Origin of the sequence: Serratia sp. BNK-4 (assembly GCF_048685115.1) — a bacterium.
Lineage (GTDB): Bacteria > Pseudomonadota > Gammaproteobacteria > Enterobacterales > Enterobacteriaceae > Serratia > Serratia bockelmannii.
Genome location: NZ_JBLQTM010000001.1, coordinates 4,247,727 through 4,271,477, shown reverse-complemented (window position 1 = coordinate 4,271,477; position 23,751 = coordinate 4,247,727). Strand labels below are relative to the sequence as shown.

At 60.5% G+C, this 23,751-nt stretch carries 20 protein-coding genes; 12 read left to right on the top strand and 8 right to left on the bottom strand.

All coding sequences use genetic code 11. The features are described from left to right. Nucleotides 1-5: 5 nt before the first annotated feature. The 5 genes from accB to ACMGGW_RS20370 all read right to left on the bottom strand — a co-directional run bounded on the left by accB (nt 6) and on the right by ACMGGW_RS20370 (nt 3,981). On the bottom strand, nt 6-473 hold the full coding sequence (gene accB, locus ACMGGW_RS20390) for an acetyl-CoA carboxylase biotin carboxyl carrier protein (protein ID WP_004936889.1): 468 nt from the start codon (nt 471-473) through the stop codon (nt 6-8). 32 nt (nt 474-505) lie between these two features. Next, nucleotides 506-958, bottom strand: a complete 453-nt coding sequence (gene aroQ / locus ACMGGW_RS20385; protein WP_004936891.1) for a type II 3-dehydroquinate dehydratase — start codon at nt 956-958, stop codon at nt 506-508. A gap of 287 nt (nt 959-1,245) precedes the next feature. Next, on the bottom strand, nt 1,246-1,845 hold the full coding sequence (msrQ, locus tag ACMGGW_RS20380; RefSeq protein WP_004936895.1) for a protein-methionine-sulfoxide reductase heme-binding subunit MsrQ: 600 nt from the start codon (nt 1,843-1,845) through the stop codon (nt 1,246-1,248). Next, nucleotides 1,846-2,847 carry a protein-methionine-sulfoxide reductase catalytic subunit MsrP gene (msrP, locus tag ACMGGW_RS20375; RefSeq protein ID WP_025304423.1) on the bottom strand — a complete coding sequence of 334 codons (1,002 nt, stop codon included), beginning with the start codon at nt 2,845-2,847 and terminating at the stop codon, nt 1,846-1,848. A gap of 156 nt (nt 2,848-3,003) precedes the next feature. Beyond that, nucleotides 3,004-3,981: an MDR family oxidoreductase gene (locus ACMGGW_RS20370; protein WP_004936902.1), complete on the bottom strand. Its 978-nt coding sequence runs from the start codon at nt 3,979-3,981 to the stop codon at nt 3,004-3,006. Between the two features lie 204 nt (nt 3,982-4,185). On the opposite strand from ACMGGW_RS20370, the gene csrD reads away from it, so the two are divergent. The 10 genes from csrD to ACMGGW_RS20320 all read left to right on the top strand — a co-directional run bounded on the left by csrD (nt 4,186) and on the right by ACMGGW_RS20320 (nt 18,348). Then, complete coding sequence (gene csrD / locus ACMGGW_RS20365) at nt 4,186-6,120, top strand: RNase E specificity factor CsrD (RefSeq protein WP_025304421.1); 1,935 nt, start codon at nt 4,186-4,188, stop codon at nt 6,118-6,120. Nucleotides 6,121-6,533: 413 nt separating this feature from the next. After that, nucleotides 6,534-7,577 carry a rod shape-determining protein MreB gene (gene mreB / locus ACMGGW_RS20360; protein WP_003855260.1) on the top strand — a complete coding sequence of 348 codons (1,044 nt, stop codon included), beginning with the start codon at nt 6,534-6,536 and terminating at the stop codon, nt 7,575-7,577. 94 nt (nt 7,578-7,671) lie between these two features. Then, nucleotides 7,672-8,688, top strand: a complete 1,017-nt coding sequence (gene mreC, locus ACMGGW_RS20355) for a rod shape-determining protein MreC (RefSeq protein WP_025304420.1) — start codon at nt 7,672-7,674, stop codon at nt 8,686-8,688. After that, nucleotides 8,685-9,173: a rod shape-determining protein MreD gene (gene mreD, locus ACMGGW_RS20350; protein WP_004936918.1), complete on the top strand. Its 489-nt coding sequence runs from the start codon at nt 8,685-8,687 to the stop codon at nt 9,171-9,173. The genes mreC and mreD overlap by 4 nt, the downstream gene beginning before the upstream one ends. Before the next feature lie 10 nt (nt 9,174-9,183). Then, nucleotides 9,184-9,768, top strand: a complete 585-nt coding sequence (locus tag ACMGGW_RS20345; RefSeq protein WP_004936921.1) for a Maf family protein — start codon at nt 9,184-9,186, stop codon at nt 9,766-9,768. A gap of 38 nt (nt 9,769-9,806) precedes the next feature. After that, a complete protein-coding gene (gene rng, locus ACMGGW_RS20340; protein WP_025304418.1) occupies nt 9,807-11,276 on the top strand; it encodes a ribonuclease G in 1,470 nt (489 codons plus the stop codon). A gap of 88 nt (nt 11,277-11,364) precedes the next feature. Next, entirely contained in the window at nt 11,365-15,168 is a 3,804-nt protein-coding gene (yhdP, locus tag ACMGGW_RS20335; RefSeq protein WP_197832235.1) for an AsmA2 domain-containing protein YhdP, read from the top strand. After that, the gene (nit1, locus tag ACMGGW_RS20330; protein ID WP_038629939.1) at nt 15,165-16,007 is read left to right on the top strand and encodes a deaminated glutathione amidase; all 843 of its coding nucleotides are present in this window, start codon (nt 15,165-15,167) and stop codon (nt 16,005-16,007) included. The genes yhdP and nit1 overlap by 4 nt, the downstream gene beginning before the upstream one ends. A gap of 25 nt (nt 16,008-16,032) precedes the next feature. Further along, complete coding sequence (tldD, locus tag ACMGGW_RS20325; RefSeq protein WP_025304416.1) at nt 16,033-17,478, top strand: metalloprotease TldD; 1,446 nt, start codon at nt 16,033-16,035, stop codon at nt 17,476-17,478. 120 nt (nt 17,479-17,598) lie between these two features. Continuing rightward, nucleotides 17,599-18,348: a CDP-diacylglycerol diphosphatase gene (locus tag ACMGGW_RS20320; protein WP_230201427.1), complete on the top strand. Its 750-nt coding sequence runs from the start codon at nt 17,599-17,601 to the stop codon at nt 18,346-18,348. Between the two features lie 60 nt (nt 18,349-18,408). Here ACMGGW_RS20320 and ACMGGW_RS20315 read toward each other — a convergent pair whose 3' ends face one another. Together ACMGGW_RS20315 and ACMGGW_RS20310 are read right to left on the bottom strand one after the other, a co-directional pair. After that, nucleotides 18,409-20,091: a PglL family O-oligosaccharyltransferase gene (locus tag ACMGGW_RS20315; RefSeq protein WP_049204357.1), complete on the bottom strand. Its 1,683-nt coding sequence runs from the start codon at nt 20,089-20,091 to the stop codon at nt 18,409-18,411. 694 nt (nt 20,092-20,785) lie between these two features. Next, nucleotides 20,786-21,727 carry a nucleoside hydrolase gene (locus ACMGGW_RS20310; RefSeq protein WP_197832236.1) on the bottom strand — a complete coding sequence of 314 codons (942 nt, stop codon included), beginning with the start codon at nt 21,725-21,727 and terminating at the stop codon, nt 20,786-20,788. 207 nt (nt 21,728-21,934) lie between these two features. Between ACMGGW_RS20310 and ACMGGW_RS20305 the strand changes: the two genes are divergently transcribed. Next, complete coding sequence (locus ACMGGW_RS20305; RefSeq protein WP_025304396.1) at nt 21,935-22,210, top strand: zinc ribbon domain-containing protein; 276 nt, start codon at nt 21,935-21,937, stop codon at nt 22,208-22,210. Further along, entirely contained in the window at nt 22,207-22,551 is a 345-nt protein-coding gene (locus ACMGGW_RS20300) for a hypothetical protein (RefSeq protein WP_089196292.1), read from the top strand. The genes ACMGGW_RS20305 and ACMGGW_RS20300 overlap by 4 nt, the downstream gene beginning before the upstream one ends. On the opposite strand, the gene aaeR is transcribed toward ACMGGW_RS20300, so the two are convergent. Then, nucleotides 22,542-23,453, bottom strand: coding sequence for an HTH-type transcriptional activator AaeR (gene aaeR, locus ACMGGW_RS20295; protein WP_025304394.1), 912 nt, complete (start codon nt 23,451-23,453; stop codon nt 22,542-22,544). The two genes, ACMGGW_RS20300 and aaeR, sit on opposite strands and share 10 nt — an antisense overlap. Between the last annotated feature and the right edge of the window lie 298 nt (nt 23,454-23,751).

Sequence of the window (23,751 nt, the reverse complement as noted above, 5' to 3'; positions counted from 1 at the left end):
CCTCGTTATTCGATGACGACCAGCGGCTCGTCATATTCGACCGGCTGGCCGTTTTCCACCAGGATGGCTTTCACGACGCCGGACTTGTCCGCTTCGATCTGGTTCATCATTTTCATGGCTTCAACGATGCACAGGGTATCGCCGGCGTTCACTTTCTGGCCCACTTCCACGAAGGCTTTCGCGTCCGGGCTTGGGGTGCGGTAGAAGGTGCCTACCATTGGGGAACGAACGACATGGCCACTCACGGCCGCCGGTGCTGCAGGGGTTTCTGCCGCAGGCGCGGTGGCAACGGCGGTAGCCAGGGCTGGCTGCTGCTGTGCCGGCATCGCGTAAGCCTGCTGCATGACGGGATAAGCCTGCGCCGGTGCGGCACGGCTGATGCGAACCGATTCTTCGCCTTCAGAGATTTCCAGTTCAGAAATACCTGATTCTTCAACCAGTTCGATCAGTTTCTTGATTTTACGAATATCCATGAGTGTGATTCCGTACTCTTTTTGTGGAGCAATTAGTGGGTTTTCGACAGACGGTTAACCGCTGCCTGTAAAGCGAAAGCGTAGCCATCCGCGCCGAGGCCGCAAATCACGCCTACCGCTACGTCTGAGAGATAAGAGTGATGGCGGAAAGGTTCGCGGGCGTGCACGTTGGACAGGTGGATCTCGATGAACGGGATCTGCACCGCCAGCAACGCATCGCGCAGCGCCACGCTGGTATGCGTGAACGCCGCCGGGTTTATCAGAATGAAATCGGTGTTGCCGCGCGCCTGATGAATGCGATCGATCAGCTGATGCTCGGCGTTGGATTGCAGATGGCTCAGGGTAATATCCAATGCGGATGCCTGGTTTTCCAATCCGTTAACAATCTCTGTCAGCGTCGTGCTGCCGTACTTCTCCGGCTCACGCGTCCCCAGCAGATTGAGATTGGGGCCGTTCAGAAGCAAAATGTGAAACTTATCCGCCATTGTGCTGGTATCTCCGGCAATAAAACCATCATCGTAGAAAATAACCCGATGTTACCGATTTGTCACCTGTTAAGGGGCAAATTCACCCTGAGAACAGAAACAAGGTCGGGCATTATAACGATATCGTAGCAATTCGCAGCTAAATACTGGTCTTATCAGCGAAGATATTCAACCCCAAATCGAGGAACTGGGGGATCCGTGACAGGAATATGAGCGCTGGAACACAGAAAAAGTTCCCGCCGGCGGCGCGCGTTTTTCCGCGCCAATAACGCGCACCGCCGCGCGATTCAGCGCCACCAGGCGCGGAATTTCTTGTAACGCAGGCCCAACAGCGCCACCGCCAACAGCGCGTAAATGAACGGCTGGGGGGAGAATGTTTTGACCGACCACAGGTAGTGGATGGGGGCGAGGATCGCCGCCAGATAGACGAAGTTGTGCAACGTTTGCCATTTGGCCCCCAGCTTGCGCATTGCCCACAGCGTTGACGTGGCCGCCAGCGCCAGCAGGATCAACCAGGTGAGGATGCCGAGCGTCAGATACGGGCGGTTCACCAGCTCGCTGCCCAGCAGGCCGAGATTGCTCAGCCCCAGCTCCAGCGTGGAGTAGCTTATCAGGTGCAGCGTGCCCCAGGCAAAGCACCACAGCCCCACCAGACGGCGACAGCGGATCAGCAGCGGCTGCCGGGCGTAGCGCGCCAGCGGGGCTATCATCAGCGTGGCCAGCAGCAGTTTCAGCGTCATCCTGCCGGTGAAATGCTGGATGTCCTTGGACGGATCGGCGCTGAACCAGCCTTGATCCACTGCCAGCACCAACCACAAAAAGGGCAAAAACGCCGCCAGATGCAGGGCGGCTTTCAGCCATTTGATATGAACAGGCGTCAGGCGCACTTAGAAATTCTCCCGCAGATCCATACCGCGATACAGCGACGCTACCTGGTCGGCATAGCCGTTGAACAGCAACGTCGGCTGCCGTTTGACGTCGAGAATGCCGCCGGAGCCGATAAAGCGCTCGGTGGCCTGCGACCAGCGCGGATGATCGACGTGCGGATTCACGTTGGCGTAAAAACCGTACTCGTTCGGCGCGGATTGGTTCCAGGTAGTCGGCGGCTGATCGCGCACCAAACGGATATGCACGATCGATTTGATGCCTTTGAAGCCGTATTTCCACGGCGTGATCAGCCGCAGCGGCGCGCCGTTTTGCGGCGGCAGGGTTTTGCCGTATACGCCGACGGTCAGCAGCGCCAGCGGATGCATCGCCTCGTCCAGCCGCAGCCCTTCGACGTAGGGATATTTCAGGCCGCCGCCGATAAAGCGATCTTTCTGGCCGGGCATCTGCTCCGGATCGTACAGCGTCTGGAAGGCCACGTAGCGCGCGTTGCTGTTCGGTTCGGCCAGCTTGAGAAGCTTGCCCAGTTCGAAACCGATCCACGGCACCACCATCGACCAGGCCTCGACGCAGCGCATGCGGTAAATGCGCTGTTCCAGCGGGAAACGCTTCATCAGATCGTCGATGTCCAGCGTGATCGGCTTCGCCACTTCGCCGTCGATGCGCACTTTCCAGCCTTCGGTCTTTAGCCCGCCGGCGTTGGCGGCCGGATCGGCTTTGTCGAGGCCGAACTCATAGAAGTTGTTGTAGCCGGTGACCTTGTCTTCCGGCGTCATCGCCAGCTGCGCCTGCCAGGCGGCCGGTTTGCTGAATTCCAGCGCTTTGCCCGGCGGCGCCTTGGGGCGATCGTTGCCCTTGAACCACGACAGCAGGTCCGCCTGCGCGCCGGTAGGCAGCGCCAGCGTGGCGGCGGTGATGCCGAGCGCCTGCAGCACCTTGCGCCGCTGGTGGAACACGCTCTCCGGCGTGACGTCGGCCTCGGTTAATTTCGGGTGTTTGTTCATGCTTATGCTCTCCGCGACTGATGCCCGCCGTCCGCGAGCGGCTGACGGGTCTTCATGAAATAAGCATGGCGTTAAAGCCGGCCGGAAGCGAGGGGGCGCGGGAAAATATGAAATTTCGCAGATGCGGGCGAACCCCCCGTTGCCGGGGGGAGAAGGTCAGCGGATTTTCACCAGGGTGCGGCCGGTGATTTGGTTGTTCAGCAGCGCGGCGGCGGTGGCCGGCGCCTGCTCGAGGGCGATTTCATGCGTGGCCTGCTGATAGAAGCTGTCCGGCAGAATGCCGGCCAGCCGTTCCCAGGCGGTTTGGCGGCGGTGCAGCGGCGTATGCACCGAATCCACGCCCTGCAGGCGCACGTTGCGCAGAATGAACGGCATCACGGTGGTCGGCAGTTGATAACCGCCCGCCAGGCCGCAGGCGGCGACGGTGCCGTTATAGTTCATCTGCGCCAGCACCCGCGCCAGCAGTTTGTCGCCGACGGTGTCCACCGCGCCGGCCCACAGCTGTTTCTCCAGCGGACGCGGCGTGTCGATATAGCCATCGCGCGACATGACCTCTTTGGCGCCGAGCGCTTTCAGGTACTCGGTATTGCTGTCGCGGCCGCTGATGGCGGTCACCCGGTAACCCAGCGCCGCCAGCAGGGCGATGGCGGTGCTGCCCACGCCGCCGCTGGCGCCGGTGACCAGGATATCGCCGTCGTCCGGGTGTACGCCGCCTTCTTCCAGCGCCATCACGCACAGCATGGCGGTAAAGCCGGCGGTGCCGATGATCATCGCCTTGCGCTCATCCAGGCCGTTCGGCAGCGGCACCAGCCACTCACCGGAGACGCGCGCCTGCTCGGCCAGGCCGCCCCAATGGTGTTCGCCCACGCCCCAACCGGTGAGCACCACGCTTTGCCCCTCTTTGAAGCGATCGTCGCGGCTGTGGCGCACGGTGCCGGCGAAGTCGATGCCCGGCACCATCGGGAAGTTGCGCACGATCTTGCCTTTGCCGGTGATCGCCAGCGCATCTTTATAGTTCAGGCTTGACCAGTTGATGTCGACGGTGACATCGCCTTCCGGCAACCGATCGCTGCCGATATCTTTGATATGAGCCAGAGTTTGGTCGTCTTGTTGTTCCAATAACAGTGCACGCATGTCACTCTTCCTCTCGTTTACACTTTTCTATCAATGGCTGAATCACATTTATTTGACTATATGCATAATAAGCGGCCCAAGTCCTGATAAAGGACAAAAACGGCGCTTGCAGGTTTAATTCCTCGGCAAGGCTTGTTAGGGTTGGACGGCCCCTTTTAGCTAAAGGGTGAACACTCACTTAACCATAGCGGACAAGGCACAGGGATGCGATTTACCACCAAACTCTCTGCATTGATCACTCTGTTGGTCGCGCTGGCGATGTTTTTGATGCTGATGGGATGCTCATACAGCTTCTTTTACGTTACCCAGGATCGCCAGGAGCGCCGCTTTGATTCGCTGGTCACCTCTCTCGATCAAGCCATGTTGCAGGAATCGCCGCGCGATCAGGAGAAATGGTTGCCGATTGTCATGCGTCCGCTCGGCATTGTGTCGATCCGCGTAGAGGCCGGTACCAGCAAGCTCCTCGACTATAAATTGCCGACGCTGAAAAAAGAGCCCTGGGATGCGCTGAACGGCTATCGTCAGGTCTCGCGAACTCTGTTGCAGCACCCGGGCAGTACGCTGCACATCACCTACCTCGATCCCTTCGCCAGCGACGTGCGCACGCTGCAATCCACCGCCGCCGTCACGCTGTCGATCGTCGTCATGGTGGTGGTTTTGCTGTTCAGCCTGCGCTGGCTGCGTGAGCAGGCCGACGGCGAAGATCGTCTGGAACGCCGTGCGCGGCGCATTCTGAACGGCGAGCGTGAAAACGTCATGCAGGGCGACGTGCGTGAGTGGCCAGCCAACGTCAGCGGCGCGCTCGACCGCCTGCTGGCCGATCTGGCGGAAGCGCGGGAAGAGCGCAGCCGGGTCGATACGCTGATCCGCGCCTTCGCCGCGCAGGATGCCAAAACCGGGCTGAATAATCGCCTGTTTTTCGATAATCAATTGACCACTCAGTTGGAAGATGAAGGCTCGCACGGCATCGTGATGATGGTGCGGCTGCCCGACTTCGAGACCCTGCGCGAGACGCACGGCAGCATGGCGGTGCAAGAGCTGATGTATTCGCTGGTCAACCTGCTGTCTACCTTCGTGATGCGCTACCCGTCGGCGCTGCTGGCGCGCTACTTCCACAGCGATTTTACCGTGCTGTTGCCGCATCGAACCCTGAAGGAAGCCGACGGCATCGCTTCACAGCTGGTCAACGCCATCGATGCCTTGCCTTCCACGGCGCTGATCGATCGCGAGGCCTTCCTGCACATCGGCATCGTGGCGTACCGCAGCGGTCAAACCACCGAGCAGGTAATCGACTATGCGGAGCAGGCGACGCGCCACGCTACGCTGCAGGGCGAAAACGGGTGGTATGTGTACGACAGCCAGGTGCCGGAAAAGGGGCGCGGCAGCGTCAAGTGGCGCACGCTGCTGGAACAGGTGCTGGCGCGCGGCGGCCCGCGGCTGTATCAGAAACCGGCGGTGACCGTGGAAGGCGAGGTGCACCATCGTGAGATCATGAGCCGGATCTATGACGGCACCCAGGAATTGCTGCCGGCGGAATATATGCCGCTGGTGCAGCAGTTGGGGTTGGCGGAGAGTTACGATCGCCAACAGGTGAGCCGCATCATTCCCTTGTTGGCGCAGTGGCCCGAGGAAACGCTGGCGTTTCCGCTGTGCGTGGACTCGATTTTGCAGCGCTCTTTCCAGCGCTGGCTGCGCGATACGCTGTTGCAATGCGAAAAAAGCCAACGTCGGCGAATTCTGATTGAACTTGCGGAGGCAGATGTGTGTCAACATATCGACCGTTTGCGTCCGGTGCTGAGGCTGTTGTCAGGGCTGGGCTGCCGTCTCGCGGTGTCCAAAGCGGGTTTAACCGTGGTCAGTACGTCCTATATCAAGTCGCTGCAGGTGGAGATCGTCAAGCTCCACCCGGGGCTGGTGCGGAGCATCGATAAGCGGGACGAAAACCAGCTGTTCGTGCAGAGCCTGACCGGCGCCTGCGCGGGCACGCGTGCTCAGGTGTTCGCCGCCAGCGTACGTACGCGCAACGAATGGCAGACGCTGAAAGAGCGGGGGATCCACGGCGGGCAGGGCGACTTTTTCGCATCGCCGGAACCTATCGACGCGGGGCGTAAAAAATATTCACGTCGTTATCGTGTTTAAGCTGATTGCCGGACAAAAATTGACGTAGAATGAGCGCCGGATCCATCTGGGCCATGTCACCCGTCATTTTGGAGTTTTCTCCAATCTGCCTGCGACAACGACGCCTATTTGAGATAGGCTCTTGTCAGCTTTTATCTGGTTGGCGTTGGTAGGTGCTTACCATCGGCGGCAATCAGGGAATATGTTAGATTTTATGAGCTGTGTTACGCCGTTTCGTGCGTTGACAGGGTGGTAAACTGAGCCTTTGTTCAGGGAATTCAGGCCTCATCCAATTTCCGTGCATTCGAGCAGAAACAATACAGACTATTTTTCACCGAAGTAGAACGTTTTTGCGCCTTGTCGCTGCTTCGTGTGGTTGGTAAAGTAGGCGGATTTTATTTTCCGCCCCCAGCTTGCAGGATTATCCTTTCGTTATGTTTAAGAAATTTCGTGGCATGTTTTCCAACGACTTGTCCATCGACTTGGGTACCGCCAATACCCTGATTTATGTTAAAGGGCAAGGCATCGTACTGAATGAACCTTCGGTGGTTGCCATTCGTCAGGATCGTGCCGGCTCCCCAAAGAGCGTCGCGGCCGTCGGTCATGACGCCAAACAGATGCTGGGCCGCACCCCCGGCAACATCGCGGCCATTCGCCCGATGAAAGACGGCGTGATCGCCGATTTCTTCGTGACTGAAAAAATGCTGCAGCACTTTATCAAACAGGTTCACAGCAACAGCTTTATGCGCCCAAGCCCGCGCGTGCTGGTCTGTGTGCCGGTCGGCGCGACCCAGGTTGAACGCCGCGCTATCCGCGAGTCCGCCCAAGGGGCCGGCGCGCGTGAAGTGTTCCTGATTGAAGAGCCGATGGCGGCGGCGATCGGCGCAGGTCTGCCGGTTTCCGAAGCGACCGGCTCCATGGTGGTGGATATCGGTGGCGGTACCACTGAAGTGGCGGTGATCTCGCTGAACGGCGTGGTGTACTCTTCTTCCGTGCGCATCGGCGGCGACCGTTTCGATGAAGCCATCATCAATTATGTGCGCCGCAACTACGGCTCGCTGATCGGCGAAGCCACCGCAGAGCGCATCAAGCACGAAATCGGTTCTGCCTATCCGGGCGACGAAGTGCGCGAAATCGAAGTGCGCGGCCGTAACCTGGCTGAAGGCGTACCGCGCGGCTTTACCCTGAACTCCAATGAAATCCTCGAAGCCCTGCAAGAGCCGCTGACCGGTATCGTCAGCGCGGTGATGGTTGCGCTGGAGCAGTGCCCGCCAGAATTGGCCTCCGACATTTCCGAACGCGGCATGGTATTGACCGGCGGCGGCGCGCTGCTGCGCAACCTCGATCGCTTGCTGATGGAAGAAACCGGCATTCCGGTCGTGGTGGCGGAAGATCCGCTGACCTGCGTGGCGCGCGGTGGCGGCAAGGCGTTGGAAATGATCGACATGCACGGCGGCGATTTGTTCAGCGAAGAATAGTCAGCCCCTGGAAGGAGGAATCGTATCGGATGAATGCGCACAGCGAAAATCGGGTACGGTTCCTCTTTCTGTTGTCGAGGAACTCGCATAATTTATGAAGCCGATTTTTAGCAGGGGGCCTTCCCTGCAACTGCGACTTTTTTTGGCGGTGATTGCGGCCATTGGCCTGATCGTTGCCGACAGCCGGCTCGGCACGTTCGTGAAGATACGCAACTACATGGACACCGCAGTCAGCCCTTTCTATTTTCTGGCCAACGGGCCGCGTAAAGTTTTGGACAGCGTGTCAGAGACGCTGGCCACCCGCCAACAGCTGGAGCTGGAAAACCGCGCTCTGCGGCAGGAACTGCTGCTGAAAAACAGCGATATTCTTCTTCTTGGCCAATTCAAGCAGGAAAACGCCCGCTTGCGCGAGCTGCTGGGTTCTCCGCTGCGCCAGGACGAACACAAGATGGTCACCCAGGTGATCTCCACCGGCTCCGATCCTTACAGCGATCAGGTCGTTATCGACAAAGGGTCGGACAACGGCGTCTATGAAGGCCAGCCGGTGATCAGCGACAAGGGCGTGGTTGGCCAGGTGGTGGCGGTGGCGAAAGTCACCAGCCGCGTGCTGCTGATCTGCGACGCCTCGCACGCGCTGCCGATTCAGGTGCTGCGTAACGATATTCGAGTGATCGCCGCGGGCAGCGGCTGCGCCGACGATCTGCAACTGGAGCATCTGCCGAACAACACCGATATCCGCGTTGGCGACGTGCTGGTGACCTCCGGCCTCGGCGGCCGCTTCCCGGAAGGCTATCCGGTGGCGGTCGTTTCCTCGGTCAAGGTCGACAATCAGCGCGCTTACACCGTGATTCAGGCGCGGCCGACCGCCGGTCTGCAGCGCTTGCGCTACCTGCTGCTGCTGTGGGGCGCCGATCGCAACGGCGACATGCCGCTGCCGCCGGACGAAGTGCACCGCGTCGCCAATGAGCGCCTGATGCAGATGATGCCGCAGGTGTTGCCGCCTGCCGGTTCTGTTGGGCCGCAGCTGCCCGCACCGGCCACCGGCGTGGCGCCGCAACCCGCCGGCGCTACGCCATCGGCTCAGCCTGCCGCGGCGGGAGTGGTGCAATGAACAGTTACCGCAGCCACGGGCGCTGGATCATCTGGCTGTCGTTCCTGGTAGCGTTGGTGCTGCAAATCATGCCGTGGCCGGAGCAGATCTACATGTTCCGGCCTTCCTGGCTGGTGCTGATCCTGATCTACTGGGTGATGGCCTTGCCGCATCGTGTCAACGTCGGTACCGGCTTCGTGCTGGGGTTGATCATGGATCTGATCCTCGGCTCTACGCTGGGCGTACGCGCGCTGGCGCTGGGCATCATCGCCTATCTGGTGGCGTTCAAATTCCAACTGTTCCGCAATATGGCGCTGTGGCAACAGGCGTTGATCGTCGTGCTGCTGTCGCTGTCGATGGATGTGGTGGTGTTCTGGGCTGAGTTTTTAGTGATCAACGTCTCTTTCCGCCCAGAGGTATTCTGGAGTAGTGTGGTAAACGGCATTTTGTGGCCGTGGTTATTCCTGTTGATGCGCAAAATCCGCCGTCAGTTCGCCGTACAGTAAGGGTATATCAATGACTTCGCTTTATCTGGCCTCCGGCTCCCCACGTCGACGTGAACTGTTGACCCTGTTGGGCGTGTCGTTTGACATTCTGCTGACGCATACCGAAGAGCAGCGCCGGGAAGGCGAAGCCGCAGAGGCCTATGTGCGCCGTCTGGCGCAGGACAAGGCCAAGGCGGGCGTGGCGCTGGCGCAGGAAGATCGGCCGGTGCTGGGCGCAGACACCATCGTGGTGCTCAACGGCCGGGTGCTGGAGAAGCCGCGCGACGAAGCCCATGCGGCGGACATGCTGGCGGCTCTGTCGGGCAAACAGCATCAGGTGATGACGGCGGTGGCGATCGCCGATCGCCACGACGTGCGCTGCCAGCTGGTGGTGACCGACGTGACGTTCCGCAGCCTGTCACAACAGGATATCCGCGACTATATTGCTACGGGCGAACCGATGGATAAAGCGGGCGCCTACGGCATTCAAGGAAAGGGTGGTTGTTTCGTCAGAACGATAACCGGGAGTTATCACGCGGTGGTCGGTCTGCCGCTGGTCGAAACACATGAGCTGCTCAGTAATTTTGTCGCATTACGTGATGTAAGAACCGGTTGATGGGCGCTGCCATTATCGACCGGCTCTGAGGAGAAGGCATGACAGCTGAGCTACTGGTTAATATCACACCGTCTGAAACGCGGGTCGCCTATATCGATGGCGGCATTCTGCAAGAGATTCATATCGAACGCGAATCCAAACGCGGCATCGTCGGCAATATCTATAAAGGGCGCGTCAGCCGCGTCCTGCCGGGGATGCAGGCGGCGTTTGTCGACATCGGCCTGGACAAGGCCGCCTTCCTGCACGCCTCCGACATCATGCCGCATACCGAATGCGTCGCCGGCGACGAGCGGAAAAACTTCCACGTGCGCGACATCGCCGAGCTGGTGCGCCAGGGGCAAGACCTGATGGTGCAGGTGGTGAAAGATCCGCTCGGGACCAAGGGCGCGCGTCTGACCACGGATATCACGCTGCCTTCGCGCTATCTGGTCTTCATGCCGGGCGCGGCGCACGTCGGCGTTTCGCAGCGCATCGACAGCGAAGCCGAGCGCGAGCGCCTGAAGTCCATCGTTGCGCCGCACTGCGACGAGCTGGGCGGCTTTATTATCCGCACCGCGGCGGAAGGCATCGGCGAGGAAGAGCTGGCGCAGGATGCCGCGTTCCTCAAACGCCTGTGGACCAAGGTGATGGAGCGCAAGAAGCGCAACCAGACCAAATACAAGCTGTACGGCGAGCTGGCGCTGGCGCAGCGCATCTTGCGCGATTTCGCCGGCGCGGCGCTGGATCGCATTCGCGTCGATTCGCGGCTGACGCACGATCTGTTGGTGGAGTTTACCGGCGAGTACATCCCGGACATTACCAACAAGCTCGAACTCTACACCGGCAGCCAGCCAATTTTCGATCTGTACGACGTGGAAAACGAAATCCAGCGCGCGCTGGAGCGCAAGGTTGAGCTAAAGTCCGGTGGCTATCTGATCATCGATCAGACCGAGGCGATGACCACCGTCGATATCAATACCGGCGCCTTCGTCGGCCACCGCAACCTCGACGAAACCATCTTCAATACCAACATCGAGGCGACGCAGGCCATCGCGCGCCAGCTGCGGCTGCGCAACCTGGGCGGCATTATCATCATCGACTTTATCGATATGAACAACGAAGAGCATCGCCGCCGGGTGCTGCACTCGCTGGAGCAGGCATTGAGTAAAGATCGGGTAAAAACCACGATCAACGGCTTCTCTCAGCTAGGCTTAGTTGAAATGACGCGTAAACGCACGCGTGAAAGCATTGAACATGTGCTCTGTCACGATTGTCCTACTTGCAATGGGCGCGGCACCGTGAAAACGGTGGAAACCGTGTGCTACGAGATCCTGCGCGAGATTGTACGCGTGCACCATGCTTACGATTCCGATCGCTTCCTGGTGTACGCCTCCGCGGCGGTTGGCGAAGCGCTGAAGAGCGAAGAGTCGCATGCGCTGGCCGAAGTGGAGATCTTCGTCGGCAAACAGGTGAAGGTGCAGATCGAACCGTTGTACAGCCAGGAGCAGTTCGACGTCGTCATGATGTAGCCCGCCCGACATCGGTAGGGGCCCGGCACGCCGGGCCCGTCAGTGCATAGATATTCCCGTTGCCAGGCAGCGGAGCAAGGAGAACTGCGTGAGGCGACTGCCTGGGATTCTGTTAGCAACAGGCGCCACCCTAATCGTGATTGTGGCGCTGCTGATCAGCGGGCTGCGCCTGATGCTGCCGAAGCTGAACGACTATCGTCCCCAACTGCTGGCGCAGGTGGAGAAGCTATCCGGTGTGCCTGTGCAGATGGATTTCCTGCAGGGCAGTTGGGAAACGTTCGGCCCACAGCTTGAAGTGCGCAACCTGAGCGTTACGCTGCCCAAAAGCGATGTGCATATCGAACGCGTGACGCTGGCGCTGGACGTGTGGCAATCCCTGCTGCACTGGCGCTGGCAGTTCCGCGATCTGACCTTCTATCAATTCCGCCTCGATCTGAACGCCACGCTGGGCGGCGATCGTGAGGGCGACGGCCTTGAGCCCGGTAAAATCAGCGATCTGATGCTGCGCCAGCTCGACCATTTCGATCTGCGCGACAGCCGTATCTCGTTCCTGACGCCCGCCGGCGCGCGCGCCGAATTCGACATTCCCCAACTGACCTGGCTCAACGGCCGCGATCGCCACCGCGCCGAGGGGCAGATCAGCCTGTCGACGCTGAACGGCCAGCACGGTGTGGTGCAGCTGCGCATGGACCTGCGCGATAATCAGGGCCTGCTGGACACCGGCACGGTCTATCTGCAGGCCGATAACATCGACATGAAACCCTGGTTTACCCGCTGGCTGCGCGCCAACACCGGGCTGGAAAGCGCCGACTTCAGCCTGGCGGCCTGGCTGCAGGTGCAAAACGGCGAGATCGCCGGCGGCCATGCGTTGCTCAAGCAGGGGGCAGCTAACTGGAATACCGGCGCCGCGCAGCACCGGCTGGACGTCGACAATCTGGCGCTTTCGCTGCGCCGCCAGGGCACCGGTTGGCAGCTCGACGTGCCGCAGTTGCGGTTGAGCACCGACGGCCAGGCGTGGCCGCAGGGCGCGCTTTCTGCGCTGTGGCTGCCGGAAAACACCGAATTTATGGGGCCGGCGCAGAATGAAGAGCTGCGGGTGCGCGCGACCCATCTTCAGTTGGAGCGTCTGTCGGCGCTGCTGCCGACCTTCTCGTTCCTCAGCCCGGACGTGCTCGATCGCTGGAACGATCTGCAGCCGCAGGGGCAGGTGGAAGCGCTGGCGCTGGACATCCCGCTCAAGCAGCCGGAAAAGAGCCGTTTTCAGGCGCTGTGGCGCGATGTCAGCTGGCAGCGTTGGGAACTGCTGCCGGGCGTCAACCACTTCTCCGGCGCGTTGAGTGGCGGGGTGGAGAACGGCCGCCTGACGCTGGGGCTCACCGACAGCACCCTGCCTTACGGCGACATGTTCCGCGCCCCGCTTGAAATCAGCAGCGCGCGTGGCGCGCTGACCTGGCGTTACAACGATCAAGGCTGGGAGCTGGCGAGTCAGGGGCTGGACGTCAAGGCGAAGTCGCTGTGGGTCAACGGCGATTTCCGTTATCAGCAGCCGGCCAAGGGCGATCCGTGGCTGAATATCCTGGCGGGCATCCGCCTGTATGACGGCGCCGACGCCTGGCGCTATTTCCCGGAACCGCTGATGGGCAAGCATCTGGTGGACTACCTGGGCGGCGCCATTCAGGGCGGCCAGGTGGATAACGCCACGCTGATTTATTCCGGCGATCCGCAGCATTTCCCGTACCGCAAAAACGAAGGGCAGTTCGAAGTCTTCGTACCGCTGCGTCACGCCACCTTCCAGTTCCAACCGGGCTGGCCGGCGCTGACCGATTTGGCGATCGATCTCGATTTCGCCAACGAGGGGCTGTGGATGCATGCGCCGCAAACCCGCTTGGGCAAGGTGGCGGGCAAAAATATCAGCGCGGTGATCCCGGATTACCTGAAAGAGCGGTTGCTGATCGACGCCGAAGTCGCGGGTGCGGGCAGCGACGTACATGACTACTTCATGCAGACACCGTTGCACGATTCGCTGGGGGCGGCGCTGGATCAGCTGCAGATTGGCGGTGATGTCAGTGGGCGCTTACATCTCGATATCCCCCTGGACGGCGAGCAGGTCAGAGCCACCGGTGAAGTGGCGCTGAACAACAATTCGTTGCTGATAAAACCGCTGGAAAGCGAGCTGCAGAAGCTCAGCGGCAAGTTCCGCTTCGACAATGGCAATCTGGAGAGCGACACCCTGTCGGCCAACTGGTTCGGGCAACCGGTGGCGGTCAACTTCACTACGCAGGAAGGCGAGCGTGACTACAAGGTCAACGTCGGTCTGAAAGGAGACTGGCAGCCGGGCAAGTTCCCCGGCCTGCCAAAAGAGGCCGCCGATGCGCTCAGCGGCAGTGCGCCCTGGCAGAGCCAGGTGGCCATCACGCTGCCGCATCAGGGCTCGGCCAGCTACGATATCGGCCTTGACGCAGACCTGAAGAAAGTGAGCAGTCACTTACCTTCGCCACTGGACAAGGCGTCGGGAGAGGCGCTGCCGGTGAACGTCAAGGTCAAAGGCGGTTTGAACGGCTTTATGTTGACCGGCAGCGCGGGCAAACAGAACCGCTTCAACAGCGAATGGAACTTCGATAAAAAACAGGTGAACCTGGCGCGCGCCGCCTGGCAAACCAACGGGGGCGGCACCCCGCCTCTGCCGGCCGGCAAGTCGATGACGTTGAACCTGCCGGCGCTGGACGGCGAGCAGTGGCTGGCGCTGCTGGCACCGGCGCTGAAACAGGGCGGCGGCAGCGGTCAGGTGGGCGGTTTCAGCTTCCCCACCACCGTGGCGCTGACCACGCCGCAGCTGCTGTTGGGCGGCCAGGCCTGGCATAAGCTGACGCTGTCGGCCGAGAAACAGCTTGGCGCTACCCTGGTGAGCGCCAAGAGCGACGAAGTGGATGGTAGCCTGCGGGTGGCCGATCGCGGGCCGTGGCGCGCCGATATCAACTACCTGTATTACAACCCGCAGTTCGCAGAGACGAAAAACGCGGGGGGCACGCCGCCGCCGTCGACCGAGAACGTTTCCTTCCGCGACTGGCCTTCGTTGATGTTGCGCTGCAAATCGTGCTGGGTGCTGGGGCAGAACCTCGGTAAGGTCGAGGCGGATCTGACCAATCGGGGCGATACCCTGACGCTGGATCACGGCCTGGTCGATACCGGCAAAGGGCGCATGACCGCCACCGGCCTGTGGAAACAAAATGCGCAGGAAGAGCGCAGCTCGCTGAAAGGCAAGCTGCTTGGCGGCAAGATCGATGAAACCGCCGCCTTCTTCGGCATCACCATTCCGCTTAAGGGCGCGCCTTATGACGTGGATTTCGATCTGTACTGGCATGGCACGCCGTGGCAGCCACGGGTCGATACGCTGAGCGGTGCGCTGCAGGTCAAGATGGGCAAGGGTGAAATCGACAGTATGGGTGGTGGCCGTGCCGGTCAGCTGCTGCGGCTGGTCAGTTTCGATGCCCTGCTGCGCAAGCTGCAGTTCGATTTCAGCGATACCTTCGGCAAAGGCTTCTACTTTGATTCCATCCGCAGTACCGCCTGGCTGAAAGATGGCATAATGCATACAGATAATCTATTGATCGACGGCCTGGCGGCGGATATCGCCATGAGCGGCCAGATCGATCTGGCGCGCCGTCGCATCGATATGGAGGCGGTGGTGGCGCCGGCGATTTCGGCGACGGTCGGCGTGGCCACGGCGTTTGTCGTCAACCCGATCGTCGGCGCGGCGGTATTTGCCGCCTCGCAGGTGCTGGGGCCGCTGTGGAGCAAGATTTCGCTGATTCGCTACCATATCAGCGGCGATCTCGACCAGCCGAAGATCAATGAGGTACTTCGTAAGGCAAAGGAGGATAAGGCGTCATGAGGAATGCTAACGTTGCGTTGTTGCAGTTGTGCAGTGGCGATCAGGTGCGCGATAACCTGGCCCAGATTGAACAGCAGATCAAGCAGCTCAATGCCGGGGTAAAACTGGTCATGACGCCGGAGAACGCGCTGCTGTTCGCCAACTCCGCGGCCTATCGCCAACAGGCGGAAAAACAGGGCGATGGTCCGCTGCAGAACGCGGTGCGCGAACTGGCGCGCCGTTATGGCGTGTGGTTGCTGGTGGGCTCGATGCCGCTCGTCAGCCGTGAGAACCCGGAGCTTATCACCACCAGCAGCCTGTTGTTCGACGAGCAGGGCGAGATCCGCGCCCGCTACGACAAGCTGCACATGTTCGATGTGGACATCAACGACGCGCACGGCCATTACCGCGAGTCGGATACCTACCAGCACGGGCAGCACCTGACGGTGGTGGATACGCCGGTCGGGCGTTTGGGCATGACCATATGTTACGATCTGCGCTTCCCTGCGCTGTTCCAGGCACTGCGGGCGCAGGGCGCCGAACTGATTTCGGTGCCGGCTGCCTTTACCCGGGTGACCGGCGAGGCGCATTGGGAAATCCTGCTGCGCGCCCGGGCGATCGAAAACCAGTGCATGATCCTGGCGCCGGCGCAGGTGGGGCGCCACGGGCCGACCCGCCGCACCTGGGGCCACTCGATGGCTGTCGACGGCTGGGGCAAGGTGTTGGCCGAGAACGCGGACGCCGTGGCGGCACTGAAGGTGCGTGTGGACGCCGCAAGCCTGAAAAATATTCGTGCGCAGATGCCGGTGCTGCAGCACAACCGATTCCAGACGTCGCTGACGGCGCCGTCTGACAAGTAATCCTCCAATCAAGAGTGAAACCATTATGAGCCTGACGTTTGTCAGTGAGCAGTTACTCGCTACCAACAAGCTGAGTCATCAAGACCTGTACAGGGTACTGGGTCAACTGGCAGAACGCCGTATCGACTACGCCGATCTCTATTTCCAGTCCAGCTATCACGAAGCCTGGGTGATCGAGGACGGCATCATCAAGGATGGCTCTTACAATATCGACCAGGGCGTCGGCGTGCGCGCCGTCAGCGGTGAGAAGACCGGCTTCGCCTATGCCGATCAGATCACCCTGAATGCGCTGCAGCAGAGCGCCCAGGCGGCGCGCAGCATCGTGCGTGAGCAGGGCGACGGGCGGGCGCATACTCTGGGCGAAATCGGTTATCAGGCGCTGTACCCGCTGCTCGATCCGTTGCAAAGCCTGCCGCGCGAAGAGAAAATCGCCCTGCTGCACCGCGTCGACAAGGTGGCGCGCGCCGCCGATGCGCGGGTGCAGGAAGTGAACGCCAGCATCACCGGCGTTTACGAGCAGGTGCTGGTAGCCGCCACCGACGGCACGCTGGCAGCGGACGTTCGCCCGCTGGTGCGCCTTTCCGTCAGCGTGCTGGTGGAGCAGGACGGCAAGCGTGAGCGCGGCTCCAGCGGCGGCGGCGGCCGTTTCGGCTATGACTACTTCCTGGAAGCCGTCGACGGCGAGGTGCGCGCCGATATCTATGCCCAAGAGGCGGTGCGCATGGCGCTGGTCAATCTTGGCGCAGTGGCGGCGCCGGCCGGCAATATGCCGGTGGTGCTGGGGGCCGGCTGGCCAGGCGTGCTGCTGCACGAGGCGGTGGGCCACGGCCTGGAAGGCGACTTCAACCGGCGCGGCACCTCGGTGTTCAGCGGCCATATGGGCGAGCTGGTGGCGTCCGAGCTGTGCACCGTGGTGGATGACGGCACCCTGCAAGGGCGCCGCGGCTCGCTGGCGATCGACGACGAAGGCGTGCCGGGCCAGTACAACGTACTGATCGAAAACGGCGTGCTGAAAGGCTACATGCAGGACAAGCTCAACGCGCGGCTGATGGGCGTTGCGCCGACCGGCAACGGCCGCCGCGAGTCCTATGCGCATCTGCCGATGCCGCGCATGACCAACACCTACATGCTGGCGGGCCAATCGACGCCGGAAGAGATCATCGCCAGCGTCGAGTACGGCCTGTACGCGCCGAACTTTGGCGGCGGCCAGGTGGACATCACCTCCGGCAAGTTCGTGTTCTCCACCACCGAAGCCTATCTGATCGAGAAAGGGCGTATCACCAAGCCGGTGAAAGGGGCGACGCTGATCGGCTCCGGCATTGAGGCGATGCAGCAGATCTCGATGGTCGGCAACGATCTGGCGCTTGATAAAGGCGTGGGCGTGTGCGGCAAGGAAGGCCAGAGTGTGCCGGTGGGCGTCGGCCAACCGACGCTGAAACTGGACACGCTGACCGTCGGCGGCACGGCGTAATTTTTCCTCAAGGGGCCGCATTGGCCCCTTGTTCATTCCCCATTTTGAGTTTTCTCTCGCCCGCGCAAAGAGTGCTGTGCGGCGATGATGCCGAGAAAGATGACGATGGCGTGCTTTGGTGTGTCTACCCGGCGTTGGCTGCTGGTGCTGGGGGTTCTCTCCTTGACGGGGTGCGCCCGTTCCGATGCGCTGTGGGGCGTGGTCGATAAGCTCTGCATGGCCAACTATCAGCAAAAGCGCGATCCGGCCCCGTGTGAGCAGATTTATATGCCGCAGGGGAAAGCGCAGGGCTTCAGCGTGCTGCAAAACCCGCGTTATCCCTATCACTTCATCCTGGTGCCGACGGCGCCGCTCTCCGGCATCGAAAGCCCGCAGCTGCTGGCCGGGGAACGGACGGACTATTTTGGCTATGCATGGCTGATGCGTTACCGGTTGGCCGCCGAGTATGGCGGGCCGGTGCCGGATGATATGTTGGGCATGGCGATCAACTCCGCTTACGGCCGTAGCCAGAACCAATTGCATATTCACCTGACCTGTCTGCGCGAAGATGTTCGGCGTCAATTGCAGGCGGAACGCCCCTACATACAGGAACAATGGCGGCCTTTGCCGGATAAGCTGTTGCGCCACACCTATTATGCTCGCCGCGTGATGCAGCCGACCGCGATGGGCATCTACCCGATTAAGGATTTGGCGGGTTATTTCCATCTGTCGCCGCCGCAGCTGGCGGAATATGGCGTGGCGTTAGTGCCCACCACGTTTGCCGGCCAACGGGGTTTTATCTTGCTGGCCTCGAAGCGCGGCTGGGACGTTGGCAACCGCGCTTCGGTAGAGTCGCTGCTGGATAAAGAGTGCGCGATATTGCCGCGTTGATTTTGCTACATAAAATGACACAGGTGAGAGCGACGAGGTCTCGCTCTCACCTTGTTGTCCCTACCTAAACCGCGCATCCCGAGAAAACAGAAAAGCGGCTTCCCGCAGGCGAGCCTCGGCTTGTGCCTGATCCCCCTGATAGCGCAAGATCATGATCAGCGTGGCGTAGACGTTGGCGTCGATACGGCGCTGCAGATAGGCATTGGCCCACTGCCGATAGCCGGTCAACAGGGCATCATCGCGCGTTTGGTTATAGACCAGCAGCGCGTGAGATTGCTCGTCGAACGTTTTGCGCTCCCGGTAGATCCAGGCGGCCGGCGGCGGCATCTGCTCGATGCTGTCGATGGAGGCCAGCATCGTGCGCTCCGATTGGGTGAGCGCCATGCGCCCTTGCCAGGCGAAGACCGCCATCACTAACACGCCGAGCGCCGCCATTGCTACAGGCAGACTTAGGGCTTTGGCTAACGGCAGCGGGCGTGGGGCGCCGGTTTGGCCGTCCAACAGTGCCAGCAGCAGCAGAAACGCCAGCCAATGCGGCGCAGACAGATAGAAAGGGTATTCCAGTTGGGTGTGTATCAACATTGGCAGCAGCACCAGAAACAGCCCGACGCGCGCACCGGCCGGCGCTTCGCGATCCCGTTGCCAGGCGCGTTTCAGCAGCAGCGCGCCGGCGACGATGACGATAGCGATACCTGCCAGCGCCGGCAGGCCGCCCTCAACCCACCACAGCAGGATTTCATTGTGCGGATGCCCGGCGACTTCCAGCACTTCTCGCCAGGGCATTGTCTGCAGGCGGAAGTGCGCGAAGCTGTATTCAAAGCCGCCATAGCCCCAGCCCAGCAGCGGTTTGGCGAAAATCATGGCGACGGTGTCTTGCAGCATGGTCAGACGTGAATAATTAGAGCCTTCGCGTGCGATGAGACCTGCGCGGCCATCCAGGCCAAAGCCGGTGAACAGCACCGTCAGACCGATCGCGGCGCCCAGCAGCAGCGCGCCACCCGCCCAGCGGCTTTCGAGCGTGCGGTGGCGGGCAAAGCGCCACAGCAGTAGCAGCGCCGCCAATGCGGCCCCCAACCAGGCGGCGCGCGACTGGATCAGTACCAGCAGGGCTGAGAAAGCGGCCAGCAGCGCGAGCAGCGGGATTTGCCGCCGCCGCGTTGGCGCAGAGAGGGGAGCCAGCAGCTGCCAGAGCGCCAAAGCCAACCCGGTGGCGATAAAGCTGCCCAGCACGTTCGGTTGCTGAAAGACGCCGTAGACCCGGCTGCCGTTAGGGGATACCCAAGCCAGCGCGGGGGCGAACAGTTGCAGAGCCGCCAGCAGTGCCTGAACGCCGACGGCGAACAGCAGACCGTACAGCAACAGGTTGCGCTGCCTGGGGGTTAGGCGCAGCTGCAGGCAGGCGACATAGAAAAGCCAACCACCGAGCAGACCGGCGCAGCGCCACAGGGCGTCTTCGCGCCACTCGGAGCGAGTATACAGCAGCGGCAGCGCCAGCACGGCGATGCCGAGCAGCAACAGGCGTGCGGTGGGGGTCAGCGAAAGACGGGTGCGGCCAAGGCAAACGGTGAACGTCACTATCAGCGTGGTGAGCGCCATGACGGCCCAGGCCAGAATGTTTTGCGGCAGCGCCAGACCGTCGCCGCCCATATTGGGGTAATAAATCGGCAGGATCACCGTCATCCAGATCAGCAGCAGGGGCAGCACGGCGATGGTCGCTGCGTTAGCGGGAGATTTATCGGCCATGGTTAACCTGCCATGGCCTGATAGCGTTTATTGAATGCATGTTTTTATTATTCCCTTTCCTTTGTCCTGATATTGAAATGCGTGTAATGTTCAATTCGCAAATGTCTCACGGGAAATTTAAACCGTCTTTATGGTGAAGCGATAAATAATGTTTGCCCTGAGAATGCGCGAGGCTGTGTACCCAAAGAAAGGTTAAGCCGTATTTTTCACCCGCAAAAGGTATGTTTGTTGTTTGCAAAAACAGACGCGCCATTTTCTCAAATCTATTGTGATTCAGTCAATTCATAATCTAATTATTGTTTTTGTCAATTGAAATCAAATGGTTGATTGTGATTCCTACGTACGCGAATATCGTGGGGTATCCCGGCAATGGCCTATATTGGCAGGCCCTGTGAAGAATAAAATAGGTATCTGCTTTTTTAATTGATGTCGTCAGTGTCGGCGCGACGGCGGAAATTTACCTCATCGTTTCTCATTGCTGATTTTTAAATTCAATGTGATTTTCATTTTGTTATTTTTATTAGGATTCTTCTTGTCTTTATCTGTTTTTTTAAATTTTCATGAAATGATTTATTATTAGGATTGTTCTGCTGCATTGGGAATAAAAGCGGTTATGACTTGAGCCTCCCCGTTGCCGCGGCAGAATACAGACTAACGCGCCTGCCCAAGCGCGTTAGTCTCGTCTCTTGTGCGCTTACTCCACGTCGCCGATCCGTTCCAGCGCATCCACCACCAGATCCCAGAATTTATCCTGATCCAGTTTGACCGCGACCTGGGTGTGGCAGTCCGGCGGCGGCAGCGCGCGGAAGTCCGCGACCGTCATGCCCAACGTCAGGGTGCCGGTCAACTCGATATCCACCGGTGCTTTGCGCACCGACATGACGCTCGGATCGATCACATAGGCCACCGCGCAAGGATCGTGCACCGGCGGGGCACTGAAGCCCTGCGCCTGCCGGTACATACGGCCAAAGAATGCCAGCAGTTCGCCGACGAAGGCGGCCGGCCGGGTGCCGAGGGCGGCGATGCGTTCGCAGACTGCCGGCGTGGCCAAAGCCTGGTGAGTGAGATCCAGCCCGACCATGGTCAGCGGCCATTTTTCGTTAAATACAATGTGCGCCGCTTCGGGATCGATTTTGATATTGAACTCCGCCACCGCGCTCCAGTTGCCCACATGGTAGCCGCCGCCCATCAGCACCACTTCCTTGACCCGCTCGGCAATGCGCGGCTCTTTACGCACCGCCATGGCGATATTGGTCAGGCCGCCGGTAGGCACCAGCGTCACGCTGCCGGGCGGGTGGGCCATCACGGTCTCGATGATCAGATCCACCGCGTGGCGCGAGTCCAGCTGCAGGTGGGGTTCCGGCAGCACCGGGCCATCGAGGCCGGAATCGCCGTGAATGTCGGGCGCCACTTCGATATTGCGCACCAGCGGGCGCGGGCAGCCGGCGGCGAAGGGTACGCCGGTGATATTGGCGATGCGGGCCACCGCCAGCGCGTTGCGCGTCACTTTGTCCAGCGTTTGGTTACCCACCACGGTCGTGACCGCCAGTAGGTCGATCTGCGGATTGCCCCAGGCCAGCAACAGGGCGATGGCGTCGTCATGCCCCGGGTCACAGTCCAGTATGATTTTTTTCATGGTTATTCCTGATACAGGGAGAGGTTTCCGCAGCATAACGCAGCGCGGTGGCGTGGGATAATGCCGATGGTGCTTTTGTTAACGGCATCAAAGCCTTGCCACTTTTACGATGTAATGAAACGTAAATCCTTCTCGTCGGGCTTTACCCTGGAGTTTACTCCAGGGTTTACAGTGAGGTTCAGCGTCAATGCACAGAGGAGAGGCGGGATGAGCTTACTGAAACGGTTGTTGGGGCAAGGCGGTATTAACGGCGGTCATCTGCGTGCGAGCCACGGCGGTGGGCATCATGGCAACCGCTATAACCAGCATGGCGAGCCGGGGCCGCAGTGTCCGGAATGCCGGGCCGTGAATAAATCGGGCGCCCGTTATTGCCACCGCTGCGGTCAGCCGTTTGCCGCGGCGAGCGCCACCTGCGGACAGTGCGCCGCGCCGCTGCCGCCGGGGAGCCGCTTTTGTCCGCAGTGCGGCGGCGGTGTGCCGTGAACCGGGGTGGTTGGACACTCGCGCTGCTGCTGGGCGCCATGGTGCTGTGGACGCTGCTAGCCTGGGGCGTCGCCGGGGTGCTGGCCTGGCTCCCGGCGTTGGCGGAGGCAGCCGGGAAAGTATCGTTGCCGGTGAACGGTGCGCTGAACCTGGTGCCGCAGGCGGTGTTGGACGTCTGGCTACCGTGGCTGAAACAGCTGGCCAGCGGGCTGGCGAGCTATTTTCCTCTGCTGCTGACCTGGGCGGGCTACGCCGTCTGGCTGTTGTGGGGCCTCGGTATGTTGGCGCTGACGCTGCTGGGCGCGCTGGCGCACCGTTATTTGAGCACGGCTCAGCGATAGCCCTGATAGACTGCCGCGACGCGTTCGAAATAGTCGGTTAAATAATTGATGCACACCTGCACCTTCAGCGGCAATTTGTCCTTCTCGGTATAGAGCGCGTAGATCGGCCGCGGATCCGAATGGTAGCTTTTGAACAGGATCTCAATTTCGCCGCGTTTGATCTCTTCGATCACCCACATCAGCGGAGCGTAGGCGATGCCGGCGCCGTTTTTCAGCCAACGGATCATGGTGGAGGAGTCGTTGGTGACGAAGCGCCCCTGCGGGGAAATGCGCGTGGTGATGCCTTCCGGCGACATCAGTTCGAATTCGCTGTCGGGCCGCACGCTGTACTCCAGCCAGGAGAAGTTGACCATGTCGCTCGGCTTCTGCGGCGTGCCATGCTGGCTCAGGTAGCTTTTGGCGGCGCACACCACCATCGGCATCTGCCCCAGGCGGCGGGAGAACAGGCTGGAGTCCTGCAGCGCGCCGGTGCGGATCACCAGATCCAGCCCGTCGGTGATCAGGTCCGGTGCCGGAATGCCGGTCACCAGGTTGACCGTCAGACCCGGATACTCTTTCATCATCTCGGCGGTCATGTTCGCCAGCACGTTTTGCGCCATGGTGGATGAGCTGCCGATACGCAGCGTACCGGCGGGCGTATTGTTAAACGCGTACAGCTGCTCATGCACTTCGCTGACTTCCTGCAGCATGCGTCGGCAGCCCTGATAGTAGATTTTGCCGGCCTCAGTCAGGCCGATGCTGCGCGTGCTGCGGTTCAACAGCTTGACCTGCAGCTCATTTTCCAGTTTCGAGACGGTTTGGCTGATCGATGAAACGCTCATGCCGAGTTGGCGCGCGGCCGCGGTAAACGACCCGAACTCAACCACTTTGGCGAATACCGACATCCGTTTTAATCTTTCCATTATTCACTCTGGCTTAAAAGTGATTTAGATCACAGATTGTTGATGCCTTGATAGTAAGCAGGCTAATATAACGTGGTCGGGTGAATAGACCTTACCAACGTGCGAGAGCGATCGGCGACGTAATCCTGCCGCTCCTCCGGCACCCTCGCAATCCCTGTCGTGGACGTCTGCCCCAAAGTTTAACCTTTTTTCGGGTTCGTGACCTGGACAAGCTGTCTGGTCAAGATTTGTGGCGCGCGCACGCTAAAATGTAAAGAGAATGTGAATGGCGAGATGTGTCTTTCCCCGGCGTAGTGAA